Source organism: Bacillus xiamenensis, assembly GCF_000300535.1.
Taxonomy (GTDB): domain Bacteria; phylum Bacillota; class Bacilli; order Bacillales; family Bacillaceae; genus Bacillus; species Bacillus xiamenensis.
In genome coordinates this window covers 1-23,495 of sequence record NZ_AMSH01000002.1, presented here as the reverse complement: position 1 = coordinate 23,495, position 23,495 = coordinate 1, and the positions used below count along the sequence as shown (strand labels likewise).

Annotated in this window: 24 protein-coding genes; 9 read left to right on the top strand and 15 right to left on the bottom strand. The window is 42.7% G+C overall.

What is annotated here, in order from left to right:
- Window positions 1–157: 157 nt before the first annotated feature.
- Window positions 158–301 (top strand): YwzD family small protein, encoded by a 144-nt coding sequence (locus BA1_RS19225; protein WP_003214884.1) that lies wholly within the window; start codon window positions 158–160, stop codon window positions 299–301.
- Window positions 302–423: 122 nt separating this feature from the next.
- Window positions 424–1,743, top strand: coding sequence for a UDP-glucose dehydrogenase family protein (locus BA1_RS01175; protein ID WP_008354835.1), 1,320 nt, complete (start codon window positions 424–426; stop codon window positions 1,741–1,743).
- A gap of 39 nt (window positions 1,744–1,782) precedes the next feature.
- On the opposite strand, the gene BA1_RS01170 is transcribed toward BA1_RS01175, so the two are convergent.
- The 5 genes from BA1_RS01170 to alsS form a co-directional block, all read right to left on the bottom strand.
- Window positions 1,783–2,319 carry a chromate efflux transporter ChrA gene (locus BA1_RS01170; RefSeq protein WP_008354833.1) on the bottom strand — a complete coding sequence of 179 codons (537 nt, stop codon included), beginning with the start codon at window positions 2,317–2,319 and terminating at the stop codon, window positions 1,783–1,785.
- The gene (locus BA1_RS01165; RefSeq protein WP_008354832.1) at window positions 2,316–2,897 is read right to left on the bottom strand and encodes a chromate efflux transporter ChrB; all 582 of its coding nucleotides are present in this window, start codon (window positions 2,895–2,897) and stop codon (window positions 2,316–2,318) included. The genes BA1_RS01170 and BA1_RS01165 overlap by 4 nt, the downstream gene beginning before the upstream one ends.
- Before the next feature lie 16 nt (window positions 2,898–2,913).
- Entirely contained in the window at window positions 2,914–3,390 is a 477-nt protein-coding gene (locus BA1_RS01160) for a chromate efflux transcriptional regulator ChrS (RefSeq protein WP_008354830.1), read from the bottom strand.
- A gap of 153 nt (window positions 3,391–3,543) precedes the next feature.
- Window positions 3,544–4,314, bottom strand: a complete 771-nt coding sequence (budA, locus tag BA1_RS01155; protein ID WP_008354828.1) for an acetolactate decarboxylase — start codon at window positions 4,312–4,314, stop codon at window positions 3,544–3,546.
- Window positions 4,315–4,349: 35 nt separating this feature from the next.
- Window positions 4,350–6,050: an acetolactate synthase AlsS gene (gene alsS, locus BA1_RS01150; RefSeq protein ID WP_008354827.1), complete on the bottom strand. Its 1,701-nt coding sequence runs from the start codon at window positions 6,048–6,050 to the stop codon at window positions 4,350–4,352.
- A gap of 150 nt (window positions 6,051–6,200) precedes the next feature.
- Between alsS and alsR the strand changes: the two genes are divergently transcribed.
- Window positions 6,201–7,115 carry an acetoin biosynthesis transcriptional regulator AlsR gene (gene alsR, locus BA1_RS01145; RefSeq protein WP_008354824.1) on the top strand — a complete coding sequence of 305 codons (915 nt, stop codon included), beginning with the start codon at window positions 6,201–6,203 and terminating at the stop codon, window positions 7,113–7,115.
- A 32-nt stretch (window positions 7,116–7,147) separates the two neighbouring features.
- Window positions 7,148–7,765 carry a flavin reductase family protein gene (locus BA1_RS01140; protein ID WP_034738156.1) on the top strand — a complete coding sequence of 206 codons (618 nt, stop codon included), beginning with the start codon at window positions 7,148–7,150 and terminating at the stop codon, window positions 7,763–7,765.
- Window positions 7,766–7,801: 36 nt separating this feature from the next.
- Here the strand turns inward: BA1_RS01140 and rbsB are convergent, their stop codons facing one another.
- The 9 genes from rbsB to BA1_RS01095 form a co-directional block, all read right to left on the bottom strand.
- Window positions 7,802–8,719: a ribose ABC transporter substrate-binding protein RbsB gene (rbsB, locus tag BA1_RS01135; protein WP_008354820.1), complete on the bottom strand. Its 918-nt coding sequence runs from the start codon at window positions 8,717–8,719 to the stop codon at window positions 7,802–7,804.
- A gap of 13 nt (window positions 8,720–8,732) precedes the next feature.
- Window positions 8,733–9,686, bottom strand: coding sequence for a ribose ABC transporter permease RbsC (gene rbsC, locus BA1_RS01130; RefSeq protein WP_008354818.1), 954 nt, complete (start codon window positions 9,684–9,686; stop codon window positions 8,733–8,735).
- A 1-nt stretch (window position 9,687) separates the two neighbouring features.
- Window positions 9,688–11,169, bottom strand: coding sequence for a sugar ABC transporter ATP-binding protein (locus BA1_RS01125; RefSeq protein WP_008354816.1), 1,482 nt, complete (start codon window positions 11,167–11,169; stop codon window positions 9,688–9,690).
- Window positions 11,170–11,184: 15 nt separating this feature from the next.
- Entirely contained in the window at window positions 11,185–11,577 is a 393-nt protein-coding gene (gene rbsD / locus BA1_RS01120) for a D-ribose pyranase (protein WP_008354814.1), read from the bottom strand.
- Complete coding sequence (gene rbsK, locus BA1_RS01115; RefSeq protein ID WP_008354812.1) at window positions 11,574–12,452, bottom strand: ribokinase; 879 nt, start codon at window positions 12,450–12,452, stop codon at window positions 11,574–11,576. The genes rbsD and rbsK overlap by 4 nt, the downstream gene beginning before the upstream one ends.
- Window positions 12,449–13,435: a LacI family DNA-binding transcriptional regulator gene (locus BA1_RS01110; RefSeq protein WP_008354810.1), complete on the bottom strand. Its 987-nt coding sequence runs from the start codon at window positions 13,433–13,435 to the stop codon at window positions 12,449–12,451. Before BA1_RS01110 ends, rbsK begins: the two co-directional genes overlap by 4 nt.
- A 117-nt stretch (window positions 13,436–13,552) precedes the next feature.
- Window positions 13,553–14,695 carry a Ger(x)C family spore germination protein gene (locus BA1_RS01105; RefSeq protein ID WP_008354808.1) on the bottom strand — a complete coding sequence of 381 codons (1,143 nt, stop codon included), beginning with the start codon at window positions 14,693–14,695 and terminating at the stop codon, window positions 13,553–13,555.
- Window positions 14,685–15,782, bottom strand: coding sequence for a GerAB/ArcD/ProY family transporter (locus BA1_RS01100; protein ID WP_008354806.1), 1,098 nt, complete (start codon window positions 15,780–15,782; stop codon window positions 14,685–14,687). The genes BA1_RS01105 and BA1_RS01100 overlap by 11 nt, the downstream gene beginning before the upstream one ends.
- Window positions 15,772–17,253 carry a spore germination protein gene (locus tag BA1_RS01095; protein WP_008354804.1) on the bottom strand — a complete coding sequence of 494 codons (1,482 nt, stop codon included), beginning with the start codon at window positions 17,251–17,253 and terminating at the stop codon, window positions 15,772–15,774. Before BA1_RS01095 ends, BA1_RS01100 begins: the two co-directional genes overlap by 11 nt.
- Window positions 17,254–18,001: 748 nt before the next feature.
- Here BA1_RS01095 and pgsB point away from each other — a divergent pair.
- The 5 genes from pgsB to BA1_RS01075 all read left to right on the top strand — a co-directional run bounded on the left by pgsB (window position 18,002) and on the right by BA1_RS01075 (window position 22,325).
- On the top strand, window positions 18,002–19,183 hold the full coding sequence (gene pgsB / locus BA1_RS01090; protein WP_008354802.1) for a poly-gamma-glutamate synthase PgsB: 1,182 nt from the start codon (window positions 18,002–18,004) through the stop codon (window positions 19,181–19,183).
- A gap of 15 nt (window positions 19,184–19,198) precedes the next feature.
- Window positions 19,199–19,648 carry a poly-gamma-glutamate biosynthesis protein PgsC gene (gene pgsC / locus BA1_RS01085; RefSeq protein WP_007497520.1) on the top strand — a complete coding sequence of 150 codons (450 nt, stop codon included), beginning with the start codon at window positions 19,199–19,201 and terminating at the stop codon, window positions 19,646–19,648.
- 18 nt (window positions 19,649–19,666) lie between these two features.
- The gene (locus tag BA1_RS01080; protein WP_008354799.1) at window positions 19,667–20,833 is read left to right on the top strand and encodes a CapA family protein; all 1,167 of its coding nucleotides are present in this window, start codon (window positions 19,667–19,669) and stop codon (window positions 20,831–20,833) included.
- On the top strand, window positions 20,830–21,000 hold the full coding sequence (gene edmS / locus BA1_RS19220; RefSeq protein WP_008354797.1) for an extrachromosomal elements maintenance protein EdmS: 171 nt from the start codon (window positions 20,830–20,832) through the stop codon (window positions 20,998–21,000). Before BA1_RS01080 ends, edmS begins: the two co-directional genes overlap by 4 nt.
- 101 nt (window positions 21,001–21,101) lie before the next feature.
- The gene (locus tag BA1_RS01075) at window positions 21,102–22,325 is read left to right on the top strand and encodes a C40 family peptidase (protein ID WP_008354795.1); all 1,224 of its coding nucleotides are present in this window, start codon (window positions 21,102–21,104) and stop codon (window positions 22,323–22,325) included.
- 56 nt (window positions 22,326–22,381) lie between these two features.
- Here BA1_RS01075 and BA1_RS01070 read toward each other — a convergent pair whose 3' ends face one another.
- Entirely contained in the window at window positions 22,382–23,263 is an 882-nt protein-coding gene (locus BA1_RS01070) for a Cof-type HAD-IIB family hydrolase (RefSeq protein WP_008354793.1), read from the bottom strand.
- Window positions 23,264–23,495 lie beyond the last annotated feature (232 nt).

Below are 23,495 nucleotides of genomic sequence, written 5' to 3'. Positions count from 1 at the left end.
CCAATTCTTTTATTATAGCTCAATGGTGATTTATAAAAAAGTTTTTCATGAAAATGGTCATAAATTTCAAAAGCTGTCGAATGATGTATTAGAGTATTGCATAAACCAACCATACAGCATATAATAATGAAATTAGTGGATTCGAAAGGATACAGACATGGATAATAAGGGTTTAAATCAAGAAGAATTTTTAAAGATTTTGATGTACGCTCATGATATTGGTGAAAATTCAAATGATGTCACAACAAAAGAAATGCTTGAAAATCTGATTGCTCATATTCGAAATGGTCTTGTTTCATAAAAGCATACAAAAACCCCCTGCTCGTGACAGCAGGGGGTTTTTGTATGCTTTTATGAATGGAACGAAAACTCCCGGCATACGATGACATTACAAGCATAAGGAGTATGGGGAGCTGATGGATCATGAATATTGCGATTGCAGGCTGTGGGTATGTGGGGCTTGTCACGGGGGTATGTTTAGCGGAGGCAGGGCATCATGTGACATGTATTGATATTGACCGGCGCAAGGTCATGAAGCTGAAGCAAGGGACTCCTCCGATGTATGAGCCGGGATTAAAAGAGCTTCTCAAACGAAATCTAGAGCAAGGACACATTCATTTTCACATCAATGGAGCGGCAGCCTACTCAGAGGCTGATGTGTTAATGATTGCTGTCGGTACCCCGCAGCAGGCAGATGGTCAAGCTGATTTGCAGTATGTCTTTCAGGCTGCAAAGGAAATGGGCTTAAAAGCGAAGCCAGGCGCGGTGCTTGTGGTGAAAAGTACAGTGCCTGTCGGAACGGGTGATCAAATTGATCGTTTGATTCATCAAGAATTAGGCCGGAAGGAGCCATTATCTGTCGCATCTAATCCAGAATTTTTACGGGAAGGGTCTGCCATTTCAGATACATTGAGGGCGGATCGGCTTGTGATTGGAGCGGAAACACAGAACGTCTTAGACCAGCTAGAGGACATGTATGTTGATTTTCACCTGCCATTTGTAAAAACAGATCGTAAAAGTGCAGAAATGATCAAGTACGCATCAAATGCTTTTCTTGCCACAAAAATCAGCTTCATGAATGAAATTGCTTCGATTTGTGTAAAAACGGGGGCTGATGTTGAAAGGGTGGCAGAGGGGATGGGACTGGATCAGCGGATCGGTTCTTCGTTTCTCCGGGCAGGCATTGGCTACGGTGGTTCTTGTTTTCCGAAGGATACAAATGCACTTGTCCAAATTGCAGGGAATGTGTCCCATGATTTTGAGCTTTTAAAGGCTGTGATTAAAGTGAACAATGAGCAGCGAGCAAGTTTTATTCGAGGTGTGCAGGAGCGGATGGGGGCAAACCTGGAAGGGAAGAGAATCGCCCTTCTTGGTCTGTCTTTTAAGCCGAATACCGATGATATGCGGGAAGCGCCGTCGATTGCGATTGCCCATGAGATGCATGAGCTAGGTGCCGATCTGGTGGCCTATGATCCAGTTGCCGCACACAAAGCAGCTCGTGAATTGCCTAAGCAAGTCTTTTTTGCTCAAACCATTGAAGAAGCGATAAAGGATGCCGATGCCGTCTGTATTTTAACAGAATGGGCGGATATTCAGACTTTTCCGCTCTCAGCCTACAAGGGTTGGATGAGACACCCGCTTATTTTTGATGGACGAAACTGTCATACGCTTGAAGCGGCAGAATTAGCAGGGGTCGAATATCATTCGATCGGGCGTCGTCCAGTCTCGCCTATTTATATGTAAAAAGAAAACCGATAACAGCTGATGTTATCGGTTTTCACGTTAATGTGGAAGAATGAATCCGCCATATAAAAATGCAGCCACAATCAAAAAGGCAGGGTGCAATTTGAATTTGGTCATTAAGAAAAATGAAATAGCGGCAATGGTGAGCGATTGAGTCCAGCCAATGGCTTTCACGGCATCCTCGCCAATTTCCCAAGTTAATAAAAGCATCATCATTGCGATGACAGGCTGTACGGATAAGGTCATGCCTTTTACGACAGGGGATTGGCGAAAGCGGTCGATGAGTTTTAGTAACAATATTAATCCAACAGCTGAAGGTAATACGGTGGCAAGTAGTGCCACAATGAATCCTGGCCAGCCCATGACATCATAGCCCACATATGCCGCAATTTTCGTCGCGATTGGTCCTGGGAGTGCATTGGCTAAAGCCAGCATATTGGAGAACCCTTCGTTCGTCATCCAATGAAAATGATGAACAATTTCTTCATAATTGAGCGGAATAGATGCAGGGCCTCCTCCATACCCTAATAGATTGGACAAGAAGAATGCCCAGAATAAAAAGAGAATCAGTATCATGAAGACACTCCTTTCTCTTTATTTGTCCGATTCCAGCGATTTTTCAGTTTGAAATGAAGGGCACCGTAGAATAAAAAGATGATGACAATAATTCCTGGATGGATCGACAGCACCTGAAGACCGACAAATGCCAAAAGAAATAAAGCGACTCCAAAGATCATGCCGAAGCCTTTCAGCGTTTTTTGTCCAAATTCATATGCCATGATGCCTAACAGAACGGCAATGACAGGTGTCACAGCGCCGATCATATTTTGAATAATAACTGAGGAGCTTAAGACACCGACAAGTGTGACAAGTGCCACCATGGCGAGACAGGTCGGTAAAATATGAGCAGCTGTTGCGACAATTGCACCGGATACGCCTTTTAATCGATAGCCGAGGTAAGCCGACATTTTTGTGGCAATCGGACCGGGTAATGCGTTAGCAATGGCGAGTGTTTCTCCAAATTCGTCGTCATTGATCCATTGGTATTTGACCACCGCTTCATGGCGAATGAGCGGAATCACGGAAGGGCCTCCGCCAAAGCCGAGAATACCGGTTCGTACCATAGCGATAATCAGTTCAATATATGATTGCAAGTGGTTCAACTCCTATCTACAATTTCATGCCCATTCGGCTTTTGTATCGTTTAATGAGCATTTGGCAGTCGACACTGACGACGCCTTCAAGCGGGTATAACTTCTTTGTCAGGAAAGTCTCCATTTCCTGTTCGTTTTGAAAAATGCCATGCATATGCAGCTTACTTGGTCCTGTCATATGATAAAGGCTTGTAACGGCTGTTTCCTCCTCAAGCTGAAGAGCGACCGCTTCTAAAAATTTCGGCTCAACCTCTACATTAAAAAAGACAGAGACATGAATGCCGATCTTGGCTGGGTTAATGACAGCGGTGAATCGTTCAATGACACCTGCCTCAATGAGTTGCTGAATCCGGGCTTGAACGGCAACACGCGAAAGACCGACTTGTTTTCCGAGATCTGTATAGGACATACGACCGTCCTCATGTAAGATGGATAAAATTTGTTTGTCTCTTTCGTCTAATGTTAAGTTTGGAATACTATAGTCGTTAGACACCATATAACCACCTTTCTTCTGTTGATATTCTATCATATTTTATTACGAATAGAATGTTTATTTTATCGTTTGCTAACGAAATGAAAATATAATGATCAATAAACAGTCTTTATGTATATAAAAAACACCTCGGATCACCGAGGTGTTATCATTTTATTTTTCTGGGCTGCTTTCCGCGCTGGCAATTTGCTGTGCAAGGTCAGCTCGATCAATGTCTGCTTGGAAGAAATCCTGCGTATTTGGCAGATGTAAATTCATATGACGTTTTTGAGACACTCGAATGGTCACTTGATCAACGGTGTAATCAAATACGTGCCCGCCGACACTTCGATCATCGTCAATAAAATGAAGATGATATCCACTCACCGCAATGCCATGTGCGTACTGCGGTGTTCGGAAGCCTGCGATAGTCCCGTGAATATCCTCAAAATCGAAAATAGGCTGTGACTTGACTGCTTCCACCATTGGAACGTAAGGTTTTCCCTGTTTTTCGACCGTACGGGTTTGAACCTTTTTGAAGGAGCCATCAATACGAATCGCATAAAAGATATTCTTACTTGGTAAGATACGGTCGATTTCTTCCTCTAGCTCTTTGGACGTCATCGGTGTATCAATTCGATGAACGATGTCTGTTTCAAAGAAGGCTAGAGAGCAGAAAGGTGAATAATCTTGATCTGTTACCGGTGTGGCTGTTCCATCAGAGCGCAGTCGATAAAATGTGCCGTCAAAGCCGATCAGCTCTCCATCTAATTGATTAAATGTACCAATGCCGAAATCACCATGTTCAGGAATATGTGAGAGAGAGAAATCTCCATCATATACGGCTTCAAGCAATGAGGTCATCGTTGATACTTGATAGATCTCATGCCGTTTGTCATGCTGTTTTTTGTCGTTTTGTTGATTCATTGGGTGCATCATCCCCATATTCGCTCACTCCTTTGATGTCATGTATGGAAGTCTTATCTGACATGTAACGTTCGTTTTTCACGAAAGACTTCTGGCCATTTTTGACTGGCGAGGTCTGGGTTGTCTTGATAGTCAATCGGTATATCAATAATGACAGGTCCTTCTATGTTTATACCCTTTTGAAGGACTGTTGAAAGCTCTTCAGGTGAGTTCACGCGTAATCCAGTTGCTCCAAAGCTTTCGGCATATTTCACTAAGTCGATCTGGCCGAACTCAACACAAGATGTGCGCTTATATTTCATTTCCTGCTGGAAAGCCACCATATCGTATGTGCTGTCGTTCCAAACGAGATGAACGAGGTTTGTTTTCATTCGTACGGCTGTTTCTAATTCCATCGCAGAGAAGAGAAAACCGCCATCCCCAGAGACCGAAATAATTTTTTCATCTGGATTCAGTATGGAAGCGGCAATCGCCCATGGTAAGGCCACGCCGAGGGTTTGCATGCCGTTACTCACCAGGAAAGTATTCGGTTCATAGACGCGGAAGTGACGTGACATCCAAATGGCATGAGAGCCGATATCACATGTGACCTTCGTGTCATCTGGAATGAGTCTTCTCAACGTATGAATGACATCCAGCGGGTGAGATAAATGACTTTCTCTTTCCGGTGCTTTTTCGATGTCGTTTAAAAGCTCTTGTAAATCAGTGACGAGATCTACGTTCTCTTTGCATAGTGAAAGTGGAACGCTGTCGAGGGCTAGATGTTGGACGGTTTCAGATATATTGCCCACAAGCTCAAGCGCAGGTTCGTAAAAATGGTCGATATCTGCCTGGATGTCATCAACATGGATGATTTGACGCTGCTGCGGCTTTAGGTTCCAATGCTTCGGATCATACTCGATGGGATCAAAGCCGATGGTTAACACAACATCTGCTTGTTCAATGAGAAGATCTCCTGGCTGATTACGGAATAAGCCGATTCTGCCCACATATTGAGGCTCAAGCTCTCTTGAAAGAACGCCGGCTCCTTGGTACGTTTCGACAAATGGGATACCAAGTGTTTTTAATAATTTTCTTGTGGCATTTGCCGCAGCAGGACGACTAGCTTTCATTCCCACAATCGCAACAGATAAGTGCGCATTTTGAATTTTGGCGATGGCCGAACTGATGAGAGCATCCGGTGCAGGACCTAGTTCTGGAGAAGGGTGAGCAGACACTGGTGTTTGTGTGGTGTGTTCTGTCACGACATCTTGTGGAAAGCTGATAAATGCTGCTCCAGCTTGACCACTTTGTGCCGCGCGAAAAGCATTTGTTAATGCTTCTGGTATATTGTTTACGTCTTGTACTTCAACGCTATATTTTGTCACTGGTTTGAATAATGCCGCATTGTCGAGTGATTGATGTGTTCGTTTGAGCCGATCCGCACGCATGACGTTTCCAGCGATTGCAACAACAGGGTCACCTTCCGTGTTGGCTGTTAATAGACCTGTCGCTAAATTGGATGCGCCAGGACCTGATGTGACGAGACAAACACCTGGTTTACCAGTTAAACGGCCGACAGCTGCTGCCATAAAGGCTGCATTTTGTTCATGCCTGCATAGTACAAGCTCTGGACCTCTGTCTTTCAATACATCAAATACCGCATCAATTTTTGCGCCTGGAATCGCAAAAACATGGGTCACACCTTGAGCAATCAGCGTATCGACAATCAACTCTGCTCCTCGTTTTGTTAGGGGTTGTGTCTGAGAATTCATGTACCCCGCACTCCTTTCGGCAAGTAAAATTTTTTATGAAAATATATTTTCATGATATGATTTACTATACATTTCACAAATTAGATTTTCCAATATATGTTTAACGTAGTTTTAATATGTTTCACGAATAAGTGTGTGAGGAGTGAAAGGATGGAACTGAGACATTTGCAGTATTTTGTCACAGTGGCGGAGGAGCTGCATTTCGGCAGAGCGGCCGCACGATTGAATATGACACAGCCTCCACTTAGTCAGCAAATTAAGCAGTTTGAGGAAGAATTGGGATTTCCTTTGTTTCACCGGTCTAAACGAGTGGTGGAGTTAACGGCTGCTGGGAAGGTTTTTTTACATGAGGTCCGGGGCGTGCTGCATCAGCTGGATAAAGCCGTCGATCATGCCCGTCATACAGCAAGAGGGGAGCTTGGAAAAATCATCATTGGTTTTGTTGGAACAGCGACGTATGATATTCTGCCGCCAGTTGTACGTGAATTCAGAGAGCTCTATCCCTCTGTCAGTATTGAGCTGAAGCAGCTTTCTGTACCGCAGCAGCTCAGGGCACTTTTGAACGGGGAAATTGATATTGGATTTTTACATCCTACCTCACCGCATGAAGAACTGGTCAGTCGTTTAATGAAACAAAGTGAATGTATTTTTGCGATTCCGAAAAATCATCCATTGGCCAAAAAAGAAACGGTCACCATTGAAGATATTCGTCATGAACCGATTATTTCTTTATGTAAGGAATCGTGGCCGTCCCTTTATCAGCACTTTATTCTGCTATGTGAAAAGTATGGATTTTCTCCGAATATCGTGCAGGAAGCGGCGGAATATCAAATGGTTATTGGACTTGTTACAGCAGGTATCGGTATTGCTGTCATTCCAAAATCAGCCCGTCGTTTATTTAACTTAGATGTGGTGTATCGGTCAATTGAAGATGAACAGCTGCTGGCGGAATGGACCATTTCCTATAGACGAGAAAACCATAATCCGGCTTTATTTCATCTTGTCCACCATATACTCCATCGCGCTGAGCCGGAGCAAGGGCAGACAGAGATAGACATGGTATGATGTCGTTACATAAAAGAGGAGGCGTGCTTGAAGTGATTACATTACAAATGGATCAGCTGTCACGAAAAGAAGCATATAAATTATTATCTGGTTCCATTGTTCCAAGACCCATTGCGTTTATTACAAGTCTGTCTAAAGAACATGTCGTCAATGCCGCACCATTTAGTTTCTTTAATGTCGTCAGCGGACACCCGCCGCTCATCGCTGTTTCTATCGGGCGACGTCAAGGACAGATGAAAGATACAGCGCAGCATATCATCGACAGGGAAGAGTTTGTGGTCCATGTGAGTGATGAAGCGATGATCGAAGATATTAATGAAACAGCTGCTACTTTGCCGCAGGAAGAGAGTGAGCTGGATCGCACCGGTCTTCATCAAGTGAAGAGCCATGTCGTTTCAGTGCCGGGGGTTCAGGAAGCGCGCATTCGCTTTGAATGTCAGCTGGAAAAGCATCTCACCTTTCAAAATGATGAAGGGGAGATCACAGTCGATCATATCATTGGACGGGTGGTGTGTGCGCATTTAGATGAGACTGTTTATGATGCGGAAAAAGGCTATGTTTCTACTCATGAATTGAAGCCAGTTGCGCGTTTAGCGGGAAATGATTATGCCCATTTAGGCACGTCCTTTGTGCTGAAAAGACCAGAATAATGTGAAAAACCCCCGAGGTTGCCGGGGGTTTAGTGTTTATTTCTTTTGTTCGAGTTTCAATGGAGCTGCAATGTTTTTCTCTACTTTCTTGCCTTTTAATACATCGCTTGCAGCGTCGACTGCCAGCTGACCGATCAGCTCTGGCTGCTGCGCGACTGTTGCGGATAGCTTTCCTGCTTTGATCGAGTTCAGTGCATCTTCGTTTCCGTCAAAGCCGACGACAAGGATGTCTTTTCCAGAACTTTGGATCGCTTCTAAAGCGCCAAGTGCCATTTCATCATTATGGGCAAAAACGGCTTTGATGTCTGGATTACCTTGAAGCAGGTTTTCCATGACATTCAGTCCTTTTGTCCGGTCAAAGTCAGCGGCTTGTTTGGCTGTCACATCTAACTCTTTGTCTGCAATTTGATGGAAGCCTTTTCCTCGTTCACGTGTCGCAGAAGCGCCTGGTACACCTTCTAGTTCAGCCACTTTTGCTCCTTTACCAACCTTGTCGATCATAAAGTTCGCTGCCATTTCGCCGCCTTTGATGTTATCTGAGGCAACGAGTGCTTCTACCTTTCCACTTTCTGCTGAGCGGTCTAATGTGATGACAGGTATATTTGAAGCATTTGCTGATTCGACAGCGGTTGAGATGGCAGAGGAATCGGCTGGGTTAATGAGTAATGCATCGACCCCTTGTTGAATTAAATCTTCAACATCACTTGTTTGTTTGGCTGAATCATTTTGTGCATCTGCAATGACCACTTCAATGCCAAGCTTTTTCGCTTCTTTTGTCACACCGTTTTTGAGAGAAACGAAGAATGGGTTATTTAACGTCGAGATCGACAGACCAATTTTAATATCTTTTTTCTTGCCATCCTTTGTTGATTTGGCCCACTCTGGCGGTTCTAGCGAGCAGGCAGAAAGCATGAATAATGAGAGAGTCATGATCAGGATTACATATTTTTTCATAGCAGCTGCCTCCTTAAGCAGATTTCTTTCTGTCGAGTAGGACTGCAATCAAGATGACAATCCCTTTCACAACAGACTGATAGAATGATGAAACACCAAGTAAGTTCATCCCATTGTTCAAGACCCCGATGATGAGTACCCCGATCAGTGTGCCAACAATGCGTCCTCTTCCGCCAGACAGGCTTGTCCCGCCAAGTACAACGGCAGCAATCGCATCAAGCTCATACGACGTACCAGCTGTTGGCTGAGCAGAGTTTAGTCGAGAGGTTAAAATCGCCCCTGCTAAAGCAGACATGAAGCCCGCTAATGAATAAATCATGATTTTCACGCGTGGTACTTTAATGCCTGAGATGAGCGCAGCTTTTTCATTTCCTCCGATGGCATACGTTCTTCTGCCGAAAGGTGTTTTATGAAGCAGCACCCAAAGCACAATAAAGGTGAGAAGCGTGGTGATCGCTGGAACAGGGATACCTAAGAAATATCCGCGGCCAAATAGCTGAAACGCATAGTTAGAGCCTAACCCTGTAATGGGGTTTCCGTCTGTATAAACAAGCGTCAATCCTCTGAAAATCGTCATCGTGGCAAGTGTTGCGATAAAAGGAGCCATCTTTCCTTTTGTAATTAAAAGACCGTTGACCATTCCAAGAATGGCACCGATGATACATCCAACGATGATGGCGAGAATCGGGTCCATGCCAGACACAATAAAGCCGGCGGTCAGAGCACTAGACAGCGCTAGAATTGCACCGACAGACAAATCAATCCCTCCGGTTAAAATAACAAACGTCATTCCAAAGGCAATGAGGGCATTAATGGAGATTTGTCTTAGTAAGTTTAAAATGTTTAATGGCTCTAAAAAGGCTGGATTTAAAATAGAAACAATGGCGACAAGGATGATGAGTCCTAAGAATGGCCCAAGCTTTTGCATGATGTGGTCGAATCGTCCATTTGAAGTAAGTGGTTTCATGTTACTTCCCTCCTGTAGCTAGTGTCATAATTCGTTCTTGTGTGGCTTCTGTTTTATCTAATTCTCCGCTGATGGTTCCTTCATGAATGACCAGCACTCGGTCGCTCATCCCTAGAACTTCTGGGAGCTCAGAGGAGACCATCAAAATCGCAACGCCTCGATCCGTCAGCTCGTTCATGAGCTGATAGATTTCTCGTTTCGCCCCGACGTCAACACCTCTTGTCGGCTCATCTAGAATCAATACCTTCGGCTGAATGCCGATCCATTTGGCGATGACGACTTTTTGCTGATTTCCACCAGACAGGCTGCGTGCAGAAATTTCAGATGAAGCAGTTTTGATCGTCAGCCTTTTGATGAGCAGGTCTACAAAATCTTGTTCATTTTTCTTGTCAATCAGCCCCTTTGGAGAGAAGCTGTCTAAGTTAGGTAAACTGATGTTTTCTCGAATAGATGCATCCAGCATCAGTCCTTCATCTTTGCGATCCTCTGTGATAAAGCCAATGCCTAGCTTGACGGCATCACTGGGCTTTTTAATGACAGCCTTTTTTCCGTGTACCCAGATTTCCCCTTGGTCAAGTGAATCGAGGCCAAATAGCGATCGCATCATTTCCGTCCGGCCAGCTCCCATTAAGCCGGCGACACCAACGATTTCTCCTGCTCTGACTGAGAAACTGATATCTTGAAATCGTCCTTTCCTCGTCGCTTGTTTGACCTCTAGGACAACATCACCTTTAGAAGGTGTGCGCTCAGGGTAACGATCTGTTAATTCGCGGCCGACCATTTTTTTGACGACTTCATGAAAATTCGTGTCTGGTATAGCTTTCGTATCAACCGTTTTTCCGTCACGCATGATCGTGATCCGATCACAGATCGCAAAGATTTCCTCCATACGGTGAGAAATATAGACGATGGAAACGCCTTCTTTTTTGAGTGATTCAATGACCTGAAATAGCTTGTCAATCTCTCGGTCTGTGAGAGCAGCCGTTGGTTCATCCATGATGATGACCTTCGCATCTGTCATTAACGCTTTTGCAATCTCAATCATCTGTTTTTGTCCTACAGAACAGCTTCCTGCCTCTTGATCAAGTGAGAGGTTGACAGACAATCGGTCCAGCTGCGCTTGGGCGAGGGCTTTCATTTTCTTGGTGTCTAGGAGACCAAGCTTTGTATAGATTTCTTTTCCAATGAATAAATTCTCGAGTACGGTCATATCAGGCCATATGTTCAGCTCCTGATGAATGAAGGCGATTCCGTGCTGTTCAGCTTCTTTCGGAATTTTGAAAGCGGTTTCTTTTCCGTCAATTTGAATCGTTCCTTGATCCACTGAATAAAGGCCTGTCAGCAGGTTCATTAAAGTGGATTTTCCTGCTCCGTTTTCACCCATGAGCGCATGGACTTCACCTGTGACGAGGTCAAAGGAGACCCCGGATAGAACGGTGTTTTTCCCAAAGGCCTTATGGATGTTATGCATCTCAATGTTCATATGTGGTTCCTCCTTTTAAAAGATGACACCGGCATGAAGAATGCAGTTTGCGTATGGGGTCGCTTCGCCCGTTCGAATGACTGCTTTTGCCTGTTTGGTCATGTCTTTGAAAGTCTCGTGGTCTACTTCATCTAACGGATGTGAGAGCGCTTTCTTTAAAAACAAATGATCGCTCTTATTGGCTTCTTTGATTTCACTGGCTACGGTGATTTTTTCAACGGCCATTTCCTGAAGCAGGAGGGAGGTGACCTCCTGAAAAGATGGTGTGCCGATTGATAATGCAAGGTCGATCTTGATTGGACCTGCTGGAATTGGCAGACCGCAGTCAGCGATAACGATTGTATCTGTATGACCAAGGTCAGCAAGCACCTTGGCGATATGACTATTTAATATGCCGTTTTTTTTCATTCTTTCTTCTCCAATTCGTCTCTTGTCGGCATGCCGCCTTGTGCGCCAAATTTAGTGACAGAGATGGATGCTGCGAGATTTGCAAAGGCCAGTGCGTCATACAGAGACTTTCCTTCTATTAGTGCTACAGCCAAAGCTCCGTTAAAGGTATCGCCCGCTCCTGTTGTATCGACTGCTTTGACAGGGTAGCCCGGGACTAATACTTCTTTTGATCCATCAAAATATCGTACGCCATTTTTTCCTTCTGTAATGAGTAATTTGTTTGGATATTGACGCAAAGCTTCTGCTATTGTGAGTCCATCAAACATAAGAGCTGCTTCGTGCTCGTTTGGTGTAATATAGGCAGCTTGATCTAATATTTGCTGAGACACTTGACGAGCTGGTGCGGGATTTAAGATGACTGGAATCCCTTTCTCACTGCAAATGGCGCAGACGGCTTCGACTGTTTCTTCAGGAATTTCTTGCTGAATGAGGACCATTCCAATGTCTTCAATAGAAGAAAGTGCCTCATTTACATAGTGAGGTGTGACCTCATTGTTTGCTCCTTTGACGACAACAATGCTGTTATCTCCTTCTGCCAAAATGATATGAGCTGTTCCGCTTTCCATATCGGTAACCGGTTTCATATAGGTGGTGCGAACACCTTGTGCTTGTAAATTGCGAATAATGTCCTGACCGTAAGCGTCATCACCGACTCTGCCAACCATATATACATCTGCGCCCAGCCTTGCACTTGCAACGGCTTGATTGGCGCCTTTTCCGCCTGGGACCGTTTTAAATGATTCGCCCAAGACGGTCTCTCCGGCATTCGGCCGCTTATTCGATGTGACAACTAAATCCATGGAACAGCTTCCTACGACAACAATTTGACTCATTGTGAATCCACCTTTCTTGTGGTCTCTCGTTCAATAAAAGAGACGGGCATTTGAATAACTGATTGATCTATTGGCTGCTTCTGAATGGCTTTGATGATCAGCTTTGCAGCTTCTTTCCCCATGTCATAGGCGGGCTGCCGTATCGTTGATAAAGAAGGGAAAAGCAGTTCGCTTTGCGGAATATCATCAAATCCAATGATTTGGACTTCATCTGGAATGGCTTTTCCGATTCGAAGCGCTTCGTGTATGACGGCTGTTGCTACGATGTCATTGCTGGCAATAATGCCATCTGTTTCAGGGTACAGCTGAAACAGAGCCTTGGCGCTTTTTCGGGCTTCCTGAAAGGAAAAAGAAGCGTTAGACATCACATGGAAGTTGGCACCTTCTTCAGTCAGAACATCGAGAGCGCCTTTGAATCTTTGCCGCGCTGTTTGAAGATGAGCGGGCCCTTTTAGCAATGTGACCTGCTGGCTGCCGCGTTTGATTAATTCCATTGCAGCTATTTTCCCGCCTGCCATAGCATCTGCAAAAACAGAAGGTGCGTTTGGAACGGTTCGGTCTAAAAACACAACAGGCAGCTCATCATCATTGTACAGATCCGATTCAGGTTCGTTTGTGACAGCGATGACACCGACCACTTGATTTTGCTTAAAGGTTTGTAAATAGGCCATTTCCTTCTCTCGATCTTCATCACTGTTTCCGAATAATAACCGAAAACCGTTCGCATGTATCTCATCCTCAACGCCTCTAGCCAGCTGAGGGAAGAAGGGGTTAGTGATATCAGGTAAGATAAGACCAACTAATCTTGATTCTCTTTTAAAAAGGGATCGTGCCACTTCATTGGGGAAGTAGTTCAGCTCCTGCATCGCTTGTGTCACTCGGGTTTTCGTATCAATATGGACGTATCCAGTATCGTTGAGCACGCGTGAAACAGTCGCAACAGACACTTGTGCAGCTTTTGCAACATCTTTAATTGTAGCCAATGGAGTGCCTCCCTTCGTCAATGTGTAACCGTTTACACAGATAGGTTATCACGAAAGCATTGAAAAGACAATCTTAAAAAATAAAAAAAAGAAAAGAAAGAGGGTGTCTTCCTTTTCTTAACTAATAATGCCTGTTTGTGTAATATTCACTTTGATTTTTGGAATGATTTTCACCTTGCGATAATCTTTTATCCAGTTCATTTTCATATACTCATCATAATGTTTCACCCGATATTTTCTGCCGAGGCTGAGAACATCAGAATTCGCTTCTTGAATCGTAGCGATGATTTTTTCTGCTTCTTTTGTCAAAATGACTGAAAGTCTTTTGTTGAGCATTTCAATTTTTTTGTCTGTATCTAGATTATCTTTTGGGTATTCGAGAACCGAGGTCTTGAATTCATATTCGAGTGAAAATGTTAAGTCTCGGTGACCAGGATTCTCAATCTTGATATCTCTCTTTGTATCTGTGACTTGAATGGTGATGTAATTGTTCTCCTTTAATTTCATGTCATTTCTGATTTTTTTGGTGAAATTGGCATACCTGCCCATTTTATTATCCATCACGGTGAGCAAGATCGCATCTTGACCGTACAGCTCGCCCTTCTTTTTCTCATTATCAAATAGTGCAACCCCTTTTACGCTGATTAATTTCTTCGATTGATCGAAATGAATTAATGGCAGTGTGAAGTCCTCGCCGGTTTGGAGCATTTTAGACCGGATACTTTGAATGTTTTTAGGTGCTACTTGGGAGGAGCGTGATGCGGTTGTGATTAAGTTATTTAAATAGTCGCTTACAATGAGCTTTTCCTTCAGTAGCTCGTTGATCACATCCACACAGCTTCCCCCTTGTACCACAGCCAGGTTTGCGAGTAAAGGGCTTTTGGGATCGCGATAAAACATATCTAGGTAAGGGAGCAGGCGATTTTGTGCAAACTCATCACCAATGAGCATGACCCGCATTTTGGATATGTCGATTTTTTGGTCCACAATCCGGCTGAAGTTCGATCTTGCCTTGCGTAAAGTAGGTGCTTCCGTTGTGAGGAGTGTGGTTAAGTAACTGCCTGTATTTCCTTGCTCCATGCTTTGGGACTGCTGCACCTTTCGATAGGTAATTGAATACTTTGCGTTGTCATCCTCTCCTTGATCAACAGCAGATGTTAATACAAGAGAGATATTTTTTAATAAATTCTGATCCCAGCAGCCAGGCATGAAGATGAGAGAAATACACATAAGCAGCGTCAGTATGAACCTATGACGCATGTGATTTCACCTTCCCTTTGCGATGTTTGATGAAAATGATAATGGCCATAAAGGCCGGAAGTGTGTAAATAAATGAATACTGTGCAATGGTGGTAAAGTCATTAAAGCGCTGAATCCTAAAGTTATCAGTTGAAAGAAAGCAGCTAGCAGCATAGACCAAAATGGCAAAATAATACACATATTTTCTGTGATCCTTTTTCTTTAGAATGCTGGATAAACCGTTTGCACAGAAGTAAAGGTAGTTGCTAAGTGTGGCAAGAATGACAAACACCCAGAAACTGAGAAAAATTAAGTCTGTCCGCTCAATGATACCGAATGAAATGGTCTTTAGTAAGTAAAGGACAGGACTCGGAATCACCTTCAGCTCAATCGGACTAAAAAACATAAAGCAAATCAATGTAATGAATAGGTAGTAAAGCGTCGTGCATATATTTGCAATGGTCATCACCTTATACCGTACTTTGATGCTGCCTTTCATAAATGGTGAGATAATAAGAATCATCTCAAATCCATTCATAGATAGAACGACATCCTTTAATCCAAGTGCAACTTCAGAAAGGTCCATTTGGAAAAAGGGCATGAGATAGTCGATATTGGTCCCTTTTAACGAATAGAACATTAAGAGAGACAGAAAGAGTAAAAAGGGAGTCAAAATAAAGTTTAACCTGACAATCGCTGTAATTTGTTCTTTTGCAATATAGATAATGGATATCATCAATAACAGATTAATGACCCAGTTGGGCGTAAGTGGCAGCACCCAAATACCAAGGATTCTTGTGAAAATGGAGAGCACGACGATGCAAACCGATGCGAAATATATCGTATAAAGCGCCGCCAAAGACCGGCCGACCCATTTTCCAAACACCTCAATTAACGTTTGAAAAAATGATGTGTCTGGATACTTGTGGATAATATATATAAAAATAGTGTTGATGATTTGGATAAAAAAACAGGCTAAAATAATCGCCATCCAGCCATCGTGTCCCATGTCTTTCATGAGCAAATTGGGGAGAGCTAAAATACCGACACCAATTTGAGATTGAATGATAAAAAAGACAGCTTGAGGTGGAGATATTTTATTTTTCATTTTTATTTTTCCATCCTCTCAAATTTTCAATTTGCTCCTTCTTTTGTGGATTTAAGTAAACAGGGCGCTTTTTGTACATCCACATCGGTAATCGAATCACAGTGTCTTTTAAGTCCTGCCAGTTAAATGGGGCAACTGGAGATAAATACGGGACACCTAGTGATTCTAGGCGGCATAAATTCATCAGTACGATAGAAAGGCCGAAGGAAATGCCAATAAACCCAAACATTGATGCCATAAACATGAGGGGGAAACGCAACATACGAATGGTTGACGTCATTTCAAAGGATGGCAGGACAAAGGATGCTACGGCTGTTACTGCGACCACAATGACAAGGACGTTTGAAATCAGTCCAGCTTTGACAACTGCGTCCCCAATGACCAAACCGCCTACAATCCCAATCGTCTGACCAATTGGCTTTGGCAGACGCACCCCAGCCTCGCGTATGAGCTCAATCGTAATTTCCATCAGCATCGCTTCTATTAAAGGTGGAAAAGGAATGCCGATAATGGAATTCTTCATCGTAATCGCTAATTCATCTGGGACAACCTCATAATGAAAACCAATCACAGCAATATAAAAAGATGGCAAAATCACAGCGATCATACAGGCAAGATAACGTAGCATACGAATAAACGTAGCCGGAATCCATCGGCTATTATAGTCATCTGGAGATTGAAAGAAGCTAAAGAACGTAATAGGCAGAATGAGGGCCATCGGGCTGCCATCCATCAACACCACAATTCTCCCTTCAAGGATCGCTGATCTCACCTTGTCTGGTCTTTCCGTATCTATGAGCTGCGGGAATATTGAATACGAATCATCCTCAATTGCCTCCACAATAGACCCAGGGCTTAGCAGCGTGTCTACTTTAATAGAAGAAATTCGTTTGTTGACCTCGTCTACCTTTTCTTGATTGGCAATATCAGAAATATAAATAGTGGCAATCTTTGTTTCTGATTTTGTGCCGACCTTATGGTACTGGATGGCGAGTTTGCGATCATTTAAGTGTGAACGCAGCAAATATAAATTGGTATCCAGACTCTCAACAAACCCATCATGTGCGCCCGCAATAATACTCTCAGAAGAAGGTTCAGAAATAGAGCGCAGCGGCGGCTGTCCAACGGCAAATAATTTGATCTGCGAGGATTTTTCATCAAGAAAGGCAATACTTCCTGCAATAATGCTGTCGGTAATCAGCGTTAAGTCTCCTGTTTCAAGCGTACTAAGAGATTTTGTATAGTCCTGCTTTCCAGGAGGGCCTAACAAGTTTCCGATAATAAAATCGTTTAGTTTGCCTTCATCAATTCTTGTCTTAATAAAGAAAAGGACAGATTTCGTTTCATTTACCATCAATTCTCGATATTCAAAATCCCCACTTTGCTGAAATGCTTTTTTCAGTATTCGAATTTTTTCCTCGAAATTGCCTGATAGGAAGTGTAAGCGTGTTTGCTCATTCGTGTTTGGCATCTTTAGCCTCCTCTCACAGATTTTTTAACCATAGTGTAAGCGGAGAAGATGATTTTATGCGTCATCTTTGGAGAAAGGATGACATGAACCGACAACTTTCAACTAAAATCATATTAAAAATGTTAAGAAATGATGAATCTTGATAAAAAGAAATGAATAATGTTTCATTGTTTAGGTCATAAGGAGCGAATATCGTAAAGAGAAGCTATAACAAATTGATCAACATTTGACATCTTATACCATTTTTTCGTGACCCGAAAATAAGCATAAGACTTGATTTTTTTGGATATGACCTTTGTCATAGGTCAACGTGCAGCATTCTGATGAATGAGGATGACTTTCTAACCTGTTCATTTAAAAAGATAAAACATTCTAAAACACACACTATTCGTTTAAAGCGTTGATATGACTGATTTCATCGAGATGAAAGGGTTTTAAAACATTGATTCGAAATACATCTTAATAATTGTCGAAAAATTTAGGGAGAAAAGGACAAAAAATTTTGGGGTGTTTGATGGTAACGCTTTCTCATCTTCAAAGCAGAAATTTAGAATAGTTTTAGTCCGTCTTTTGGCCTTTTCATTTGAGCGAGAGCTAGGCAAATACGCCTTCTGATGAGAGGAATTTGGCATACGAGGAAGCGAAAGATTATGTTACATAATACCGATTGTGATTTTATGCTGAACAGATATACTGTTGATTGAATTTACATATCACACTCATATAAAAAAGGAGATGTAGATAAGCGATGTGGTTAATCGTTATAGCCTGTGTCATCATGTTAGGGATTGGCTTTATTGAAAAGAAGCGTCATCAGAAAAATATCGATGCCCTGCCGGTGCGCGTCAATATTAATGGTATTCGCGGAAAGTCCACCGTTACAAGATTGACAACCGGTATCTTAATGGAGGCAGGTTATAAAACTGTCGGCAAAACAACAGGAACGGATGCAAGAATGATTTATTGGGATACGCCAGAAGAGAAACCGATTAAAAGGAAACCGCAAGGACCAAATATCGGTGAGCAGAAAGAAGTTATGAGAGAAACAGTTGAAAGAGGAGCAAATGCCATCGTCAGTGAATGTATGGCGGTCAATCCAGATTACCAAATTATCTTTCAGGAAGAGCTGCTTCAAGCGAATATCGGCGTGATCGTAAACGTTCTTGAAGATCATATGGATGTAATGGGGCCAACTCTTGATGAAATAGCTGAAGCCTTTACAGCGACAATTCCTTACAATGGACACTTGGTTATTACGGATAGTGAATATACAGATTTCTTTAAAGAGATTGCGAAAAAACGCAACACTGAAGTGATTGTTGCAGATAATTCCAAGATTACTGATGAGTATTTACGGAAATTTGAGTACATGGTGTTCCCAGATAATGCTTCGCTTGCACTTGGTGTCGCTCAAGCATTAGGGATTGATGAAGATACGGCATTCAGAGGAATGTTAAATGCGCCGCCTGATCCAGGAGCGATGAGAATTCTTCCATTAATGGACGCGAAAACACCTGGCCACTTTGTAAATGGATTTGCGGCAAATGACGCAGCATCTACATTGAACATTTGGAAGCGTGTGAAGGAAATTGGATATCCAACAGATGAACCGATTATTATTATGAACTGCCGTGCGGATCGTGTAGATAGAACGATCCAGTTTGCAGAGGATGTACTCCCTTATATTGAAGCAAGTGATCTTGTCTTAATTGGTGAAACGACTGATCCAATTGTGAAGGCATTTGAGGAAGGAAAAATCCCGGCTGACCACTTACACAACCTTGAATATCAATCTACAGAACAAATTATGAACATGCTTGAGAAAAAGCTTCATAATCGAGTGGTTTATGGAGTCGGCAATATTCACGGAGCCGCTGAACCTTTAATCGAAAAAATTCAAGAATACAAAATTAAGCAGCTTGTCAGCTAGGAGGAAATATAGAAAATGTTCGGATCAGATCTTTATATCTCGTTAATTTTAGGTGTTCTACTCAGTTTAATCTTTGCAGAAAAAACAGGTATCGTACCAGCTGGACTGGTTGTTCCAGGTTATCTTGCGCTTGTATTTAACCAGCCAGTCTTCATCTTAGTCGTCTTATCTGTCAGCTTGCTGACGTACGTGATCGTTCGCTTTGGTCTATCAAAATTTATGATTTTGTACGGACGCAGAAAGTTTGCGGCGATGCTGATTACAGGGATTGCCTTAAAGCTCATATTTGATTTCTTCTATCCAGTGGTCCCTTTTGAAATAGCAGAATTCCGCGGAATCGGAATTATCGTACCTGGATTGATTGCGAATACAATTCAAAAGCAAGGTCTTACGATTACCCTTGGAAGCACGTTACTTCTAAGTGGTGCAACATTTGCCATCATGTATGTTTACTATCTATTTTAAGATAAGGTGTGTCCAATGATGAATAAAAAATTGAGCTTTCAGGAAAAGCTGCTGAAAATCACAAAGAATCAAAAGAAAAAGACGAATAAACACGTACTGATTGCTTTACCGATTGTCATTGCTTGTACATTCCTATTTACATTTATCGGGAAAGCACAAGTGCCAACTGTAGAAAAGAATCCAGAGAACATCCTAACCGCTTCGTTTGTTGGCGACATTATGTTTGGAAGAAATGTAGAGAAAGTGACAGACCGCTATGGAAAACAGCATCTCTTTCGCTACGCTAAACCATATTTTGATGCGTCAGATTATGTAACAGGGAATTTTGAGCATCCAGTTGCATCAGATAAAGAACAGGCGGCGCAAAAGAATATTCATTTGAAAACAGATGAAGAATCTGTCCAAACGCTAAAGGATTTGAATTTTTCCGTACTAAACTTTGCGAATAACCATGCATCAGACTACGGTGAAAAAGGGTTGAACAACACAATCAATGCCTTTGAAAAATCAGGTATTGGATACACAGGGGCAGGGCGTAACCTCCAAGATGCGAAGCAGAACATTTCGTACAAAGAAGTGAATGGTGTCAAAATCGCTACCCTTGGTTTTACAGATGTATATGGAAAAGCTTTTAAAGCATCGAATCGCAAGGCAGGTATTTTGCCAGCCGATCCATCTATCTTTATTCCGATGATTTCACAAGCTGCTGAAAAGGCAGATATCGTCGTTGTTCATGCTCACTGGGGACAGGAGTACAACAATGAAGTAAACGACAGACAAAGAGAATTGGCAAGAGCGATGTCAAAGGCTGGTGCTGATATCATTATCGGTGCACATCCGCACGTTCTTGAGCCTATGGAAGTCTACAATGGAACAGCGATTTTCTATAGCCTAGGGAACTTTGTTTTTGACCAAGGCTGGTCAAGAACACGTGATTCTGCACTTGTTCAGTATCATCTGAATGAAGATGGAAAAGCAACTTTTGAAGTGATCCCAATGTATATCAAAGAAGCAACGCCTGCTCCAGTCAAAGCAGGATCCTTTGAATCAAAATCCATTATCCGTATGCTGACAAATGGCACGAATGCGGATTGGAAAGAAAAAGACGGACATATTTTCTTTGAAGTCGATCATGCCGATAAAGTTCAAACATTAAAAGAAAACGAAAGGAAGGATAAGAAATGAAATTCCTAAAAGCAAGCTGGCCGTTTGTTGCGTTAATTTTAGTATTTGTCTTTATGTCTGCTTTTAAATTTAGTGATAGCCTCACAGATCATGAAAAACAAAAGATCTCAGTTGAAATGCAGAAAATCGAACAGCAAAAGCAGTCAAAAATGGAAGCAAGTAAATAATGGTGAAATGAGGGCACGCCTTGCGTGCTCTTTTTTGGCGAAAAAAGGTGTAAAATGAAAGGTGTCTTGCCGAAACTATAGAAGAAAGGAGGGAATAGATTATGAAATGGAAAGGGATGCTGCTTGGAGGATGTGCACTCGTAGGACTGATGTTTATGTCTCAATCAGAGGTGTCTGCTCAAACAAAATCTCCTTTAGAGCAAGCGGAAACGCTGATGGGTACCCCTTATCATAAAGGAGGAACCGATCCAAAAACGGGGTTTGATGCATCTGGCTTTATTCAATATGTATACAAAACATCCGGTACATTCGATTTGCCGCGAAAGGTGATTGATCAATATCAGCTTGGGGAAAAGGTATCATGGGAGAAAGCAAAGCCTGGAGACCTTGTCTATTTCCGCAGTCTTGATGAAACAAAAGATATTCCGACACATGTGGCTTTGTATGCTGGAAACAATCAGGTGATCCACATCACGCTCAGTCAAGGTGTGGTGAAAACAGATATCAGCAAAAGCAAATATTGGACAGACCGGTTTTATGCGGTTAAACGGCTGCCTTCCTCCCAAGAAATCTCGGATGATCAACTTGTGAAAGATGCGATGAAATATCTAGGAATTCCTTATGTGTTTGGTGCAGCAGATCCAAAAGTCGGTTTTGATTGTTCAGGCTTTTTACAATATTTATTTGAAAAATCACTTGGGATTTATTTGCCTAGAAGTGCTGAACAGCAATGGCTGGTTGGAGAGAAAGTGGCACTAGACGATATTCGTCCTGGGGACTTTGTCTTTTTTAGCAACACGTATAAAAAAGGGATTTCTCATGTAGGGATGTACATTGGAGGTGACCGCTTTATTCACGCGAGCCGTTCCGAAAGTGTGACGATCTCTTATTTGTCTGAATCATATTGGCGCGAGAAATGGACAGGTGCGAAACGATTAACTGAATTGAAACTAGCGAAGGAAGACAAGGTCGTTTCAAAAGCCGCTACGTATATTGGGGAAGTTCCTTATGTGAAAGGCGGTACGAACCCAAAACAAGGATTTGATACAGCAGGATTCACACAGTTTATCTATCAAGAAGTGCTTGGCATTGAGTTGCCCCGCTATGCATCAGGACAAATCAAAGCAGGAACGCCTGTGAAACGTTCGGAACTTAAGCCGGGAGATCTCGTTTTCTTCAATGGGACTTCATTGATGCCGGCCATTTATGCAGGATCAAATCAAGTCATTCATGTGACGGTCTCAAATGGCGTTGTCATTACCAATATGAAAACAAGCTCGTACTGGAAGGATAAATATGAGACGGCTGTTAGAATCGAAAAATAAAGAAAAAGCCCGACCAACACGCGAATCGGACTTCTGGACTTCTCACTAGGCGCTGATCAGACAAGCGTCTTTTTTTCTTGGAATTGATTCTGTAAAAGCAGATCAATAAAATAGGCGACGCCATCCTCGTGGTTGCCTTTTGTGACGTATGTGCTCTTTTCTTTAATGACATCCACCGCATTCCCCATCGCAATTCGGTGACCTGCTTCTTCGAACATGGATAGATCATTAGGGCTGTCACCGATCGCATAAATATTGGAGCGGTCTACGCCATAATGGGCGGCGAGCTTTTTAAGGGCATGTCCTTTCCCTGACTCTTTCGGCAGCACCTCAATGATATGTTTTCCAGACGAAGTCAATGAGAGCTTAGGCATCTCGGCAAGAAGATTTCGTGCTTCCTGCAGCTTGTTCATATCAAATGAGAAGCACAGTAATTTATAGGTCGATTCATTCGATTCGAAAATCTGGCGGATATCATCTACTGGTTTGATGCCAAATTGTTTAAATTGGGTCATGGCCCCTTCCCATAAATCAGCTGCATCCTCATTTGGATTTGCACTTTTGAGCACATCAAATTCTGCTTTCAGCTTCTCTTTTCCATCAAAGGGGGAGAGGAGGGCATCGTCTGTATATACCTCAAAGTAAATGTTCCGTTCCACTAATGCCTTAGCAGCACGTTTCCCTGTTTCTTGATCAAGTGTGATTCTGCTGAAGAGCTTGTATCCTTCGGTATGGACTGTTCCTCCGTTTGCCGCAATAATGGGAATGTCCAAATCACCAAGAAGATTCTTCACATCAAAAGTCGCCCGCCCTGTACAAATGGTTACAATATATCCAGCCTCCTTCGCACGAATCAGTGCCTGCCGGTTTTGTATGGAAATTTCACTTTTTGTATTTAAGAGTGTGCCGTCCAAATCAATCGCAATCATCTTTCTCATTGTTGTCAAATCCTCCTTCGTTCAAGCAATCGCTTCTTCAAAAGTATGTACGATTTCCTTCATTCTCATGAAAGAATAAAAAATCGTGGGTTCCTCATGATCAAGGCTAAACAAAAATGGACAAATGATCAAGGTCAAAAGAAAAAGCGCCCAAAGGGACGCTTTCAGCGTGTAGAAAAAACCCTCTCATTCTCCCGCAGTCCTGCGTGCCGGTGCTCAAGAATGTTAAATT

Bases quoted from the DNA above. Each gene is read 5' to 3' on its own strand.
- BA1_RS01100 (WP_008354806.1), bottom strand. From the start codon at position 15,782: ATGAAAAATAAAATATCTCCACCTCAAGCTGTCTTTTTTATCATTCAA.
- rbsD (WP_008354814.1), bottom strand. From the start codon at position 11,577: ATGAAAAAAAACGGCATATTAAATAGTCATATCGCCAAGGTGCTTGCT.
- budA (WP_008354828.1), bottom strand. From the start codon at position 4,314: ATGGGGATGATGCACCCAATGAATCAACAAAACGACAAAAAACAGCAT.
- BA1_RS01170 (WP_008354833.1), bottom strand. From the start codon at position 2,319: ATGATACTGATTCTCTTTTTATTCTGGGCATTCTTCTTGTCCAATCTA.
- BA1_RS01080 (WP_008354799.1), top strand. From the start codon at position 19,667: ATGAATAAAAAATTGAGCTTTCAGGAAAAGCTGCTGAAAATCACAAAG.
- BA1_RS01075 (WP_008354795.1), top strand. From the start codon at position 21,102: ATGAAATGGAAAGGGATGCTGCTTGGAGGATGTGCACTCGTAGGACTG.
- BA1_RS01070 (WP_008354793.1), bottom strand. From the start codon at position 23,263: ATGAGAAAGATGATTGCGATTGATTTGGACGGCACACTCTTAAATACA.
- edmS (WP_008354797.1), top strand. From the start codon at position 20,830: ATGAAATTCCTAAAAGCAAGCTGGCCGTTTGTTGCGTTAATTTTAGTA.
- BA1_RS01105 (WP_008354808.1), bottom strand. From the start codon at position 14,695: ATGCGTCATAGGTTCATACTGACGCTGCTTATGTGTATTTCTCTCATC.
- pgsC (WP_007497520.1), top strand. From the start codon at position 19,199: ATGTTCGGATCAGATCTTTATATCTCGTTAATTTTAGGTGTTCTACTC.
- alsS (WP_008354827.1), bottom strand. From the start codon at position 6,050: ATGAATTCTCAGACACAACCCCTAACAAAACGAGGAGCAGAGTTGATT.
- BA1_RS19225 (WP_003214884.1), top strand. From the start codon at position 158: ATGGATAATAAGGGTTTAAATCAAGAAGAATTTTTAAAGATTTTGATG.
- pgsB (WP_008354802.1), top strand. From the start codon at position 18,002: ATGTGGTTAATCGTTATAGCCTGTGTCATCATGTTAGGGATTGGCTTT.
- rbsC (WP_008354818.1), bottom strand. From the start codon at position 9,686: ATGAAACCACTTACTTCAAATGGACGATTCGACCACATCATGCAAAAG.
- BA1_RS01175 (WP_008354835.1), top strand. From the start codon at position 424: ATGAATATTGCGATTGCAGGCTGTGGGTATGTGGGGCTTGTCACGGGG.
- BA1_RS01125 (WP_008354816.1), bottom strand. From the start codon at position 11,169: ATGAACATTGAGATGCATAACATCCATAAGGCCTTTGGGAAAAACACC.
- rbsK (WP_008354812.1), bottom strand. From the start codon at position 12,452: ATGAGTCAAATTGTTGTCGTAGGAAGCTGTTCCATGGATTTAGTTGTC.
- rbsB (WP_008354820.1), bottom strand. From the start codon at position 8,719: ATGAAAAAATATGTAATCCTGATCATGACTCTCTCATTATTCATGCTT.
- alsR (WP_008354824.1), top strand. From the start codon at position 6,201: ATGGAACTGAGACATTTGCAGTATTTTGTCACAGTGGCGGAGGAGCTG.
- BA1_RS01095 (WP_008354804.1), bottom strand. From the start codon at position 17,253: ATGCCAAACACGAATGAGCAAACACGCTTACACTTCCTATCAGGCAAT.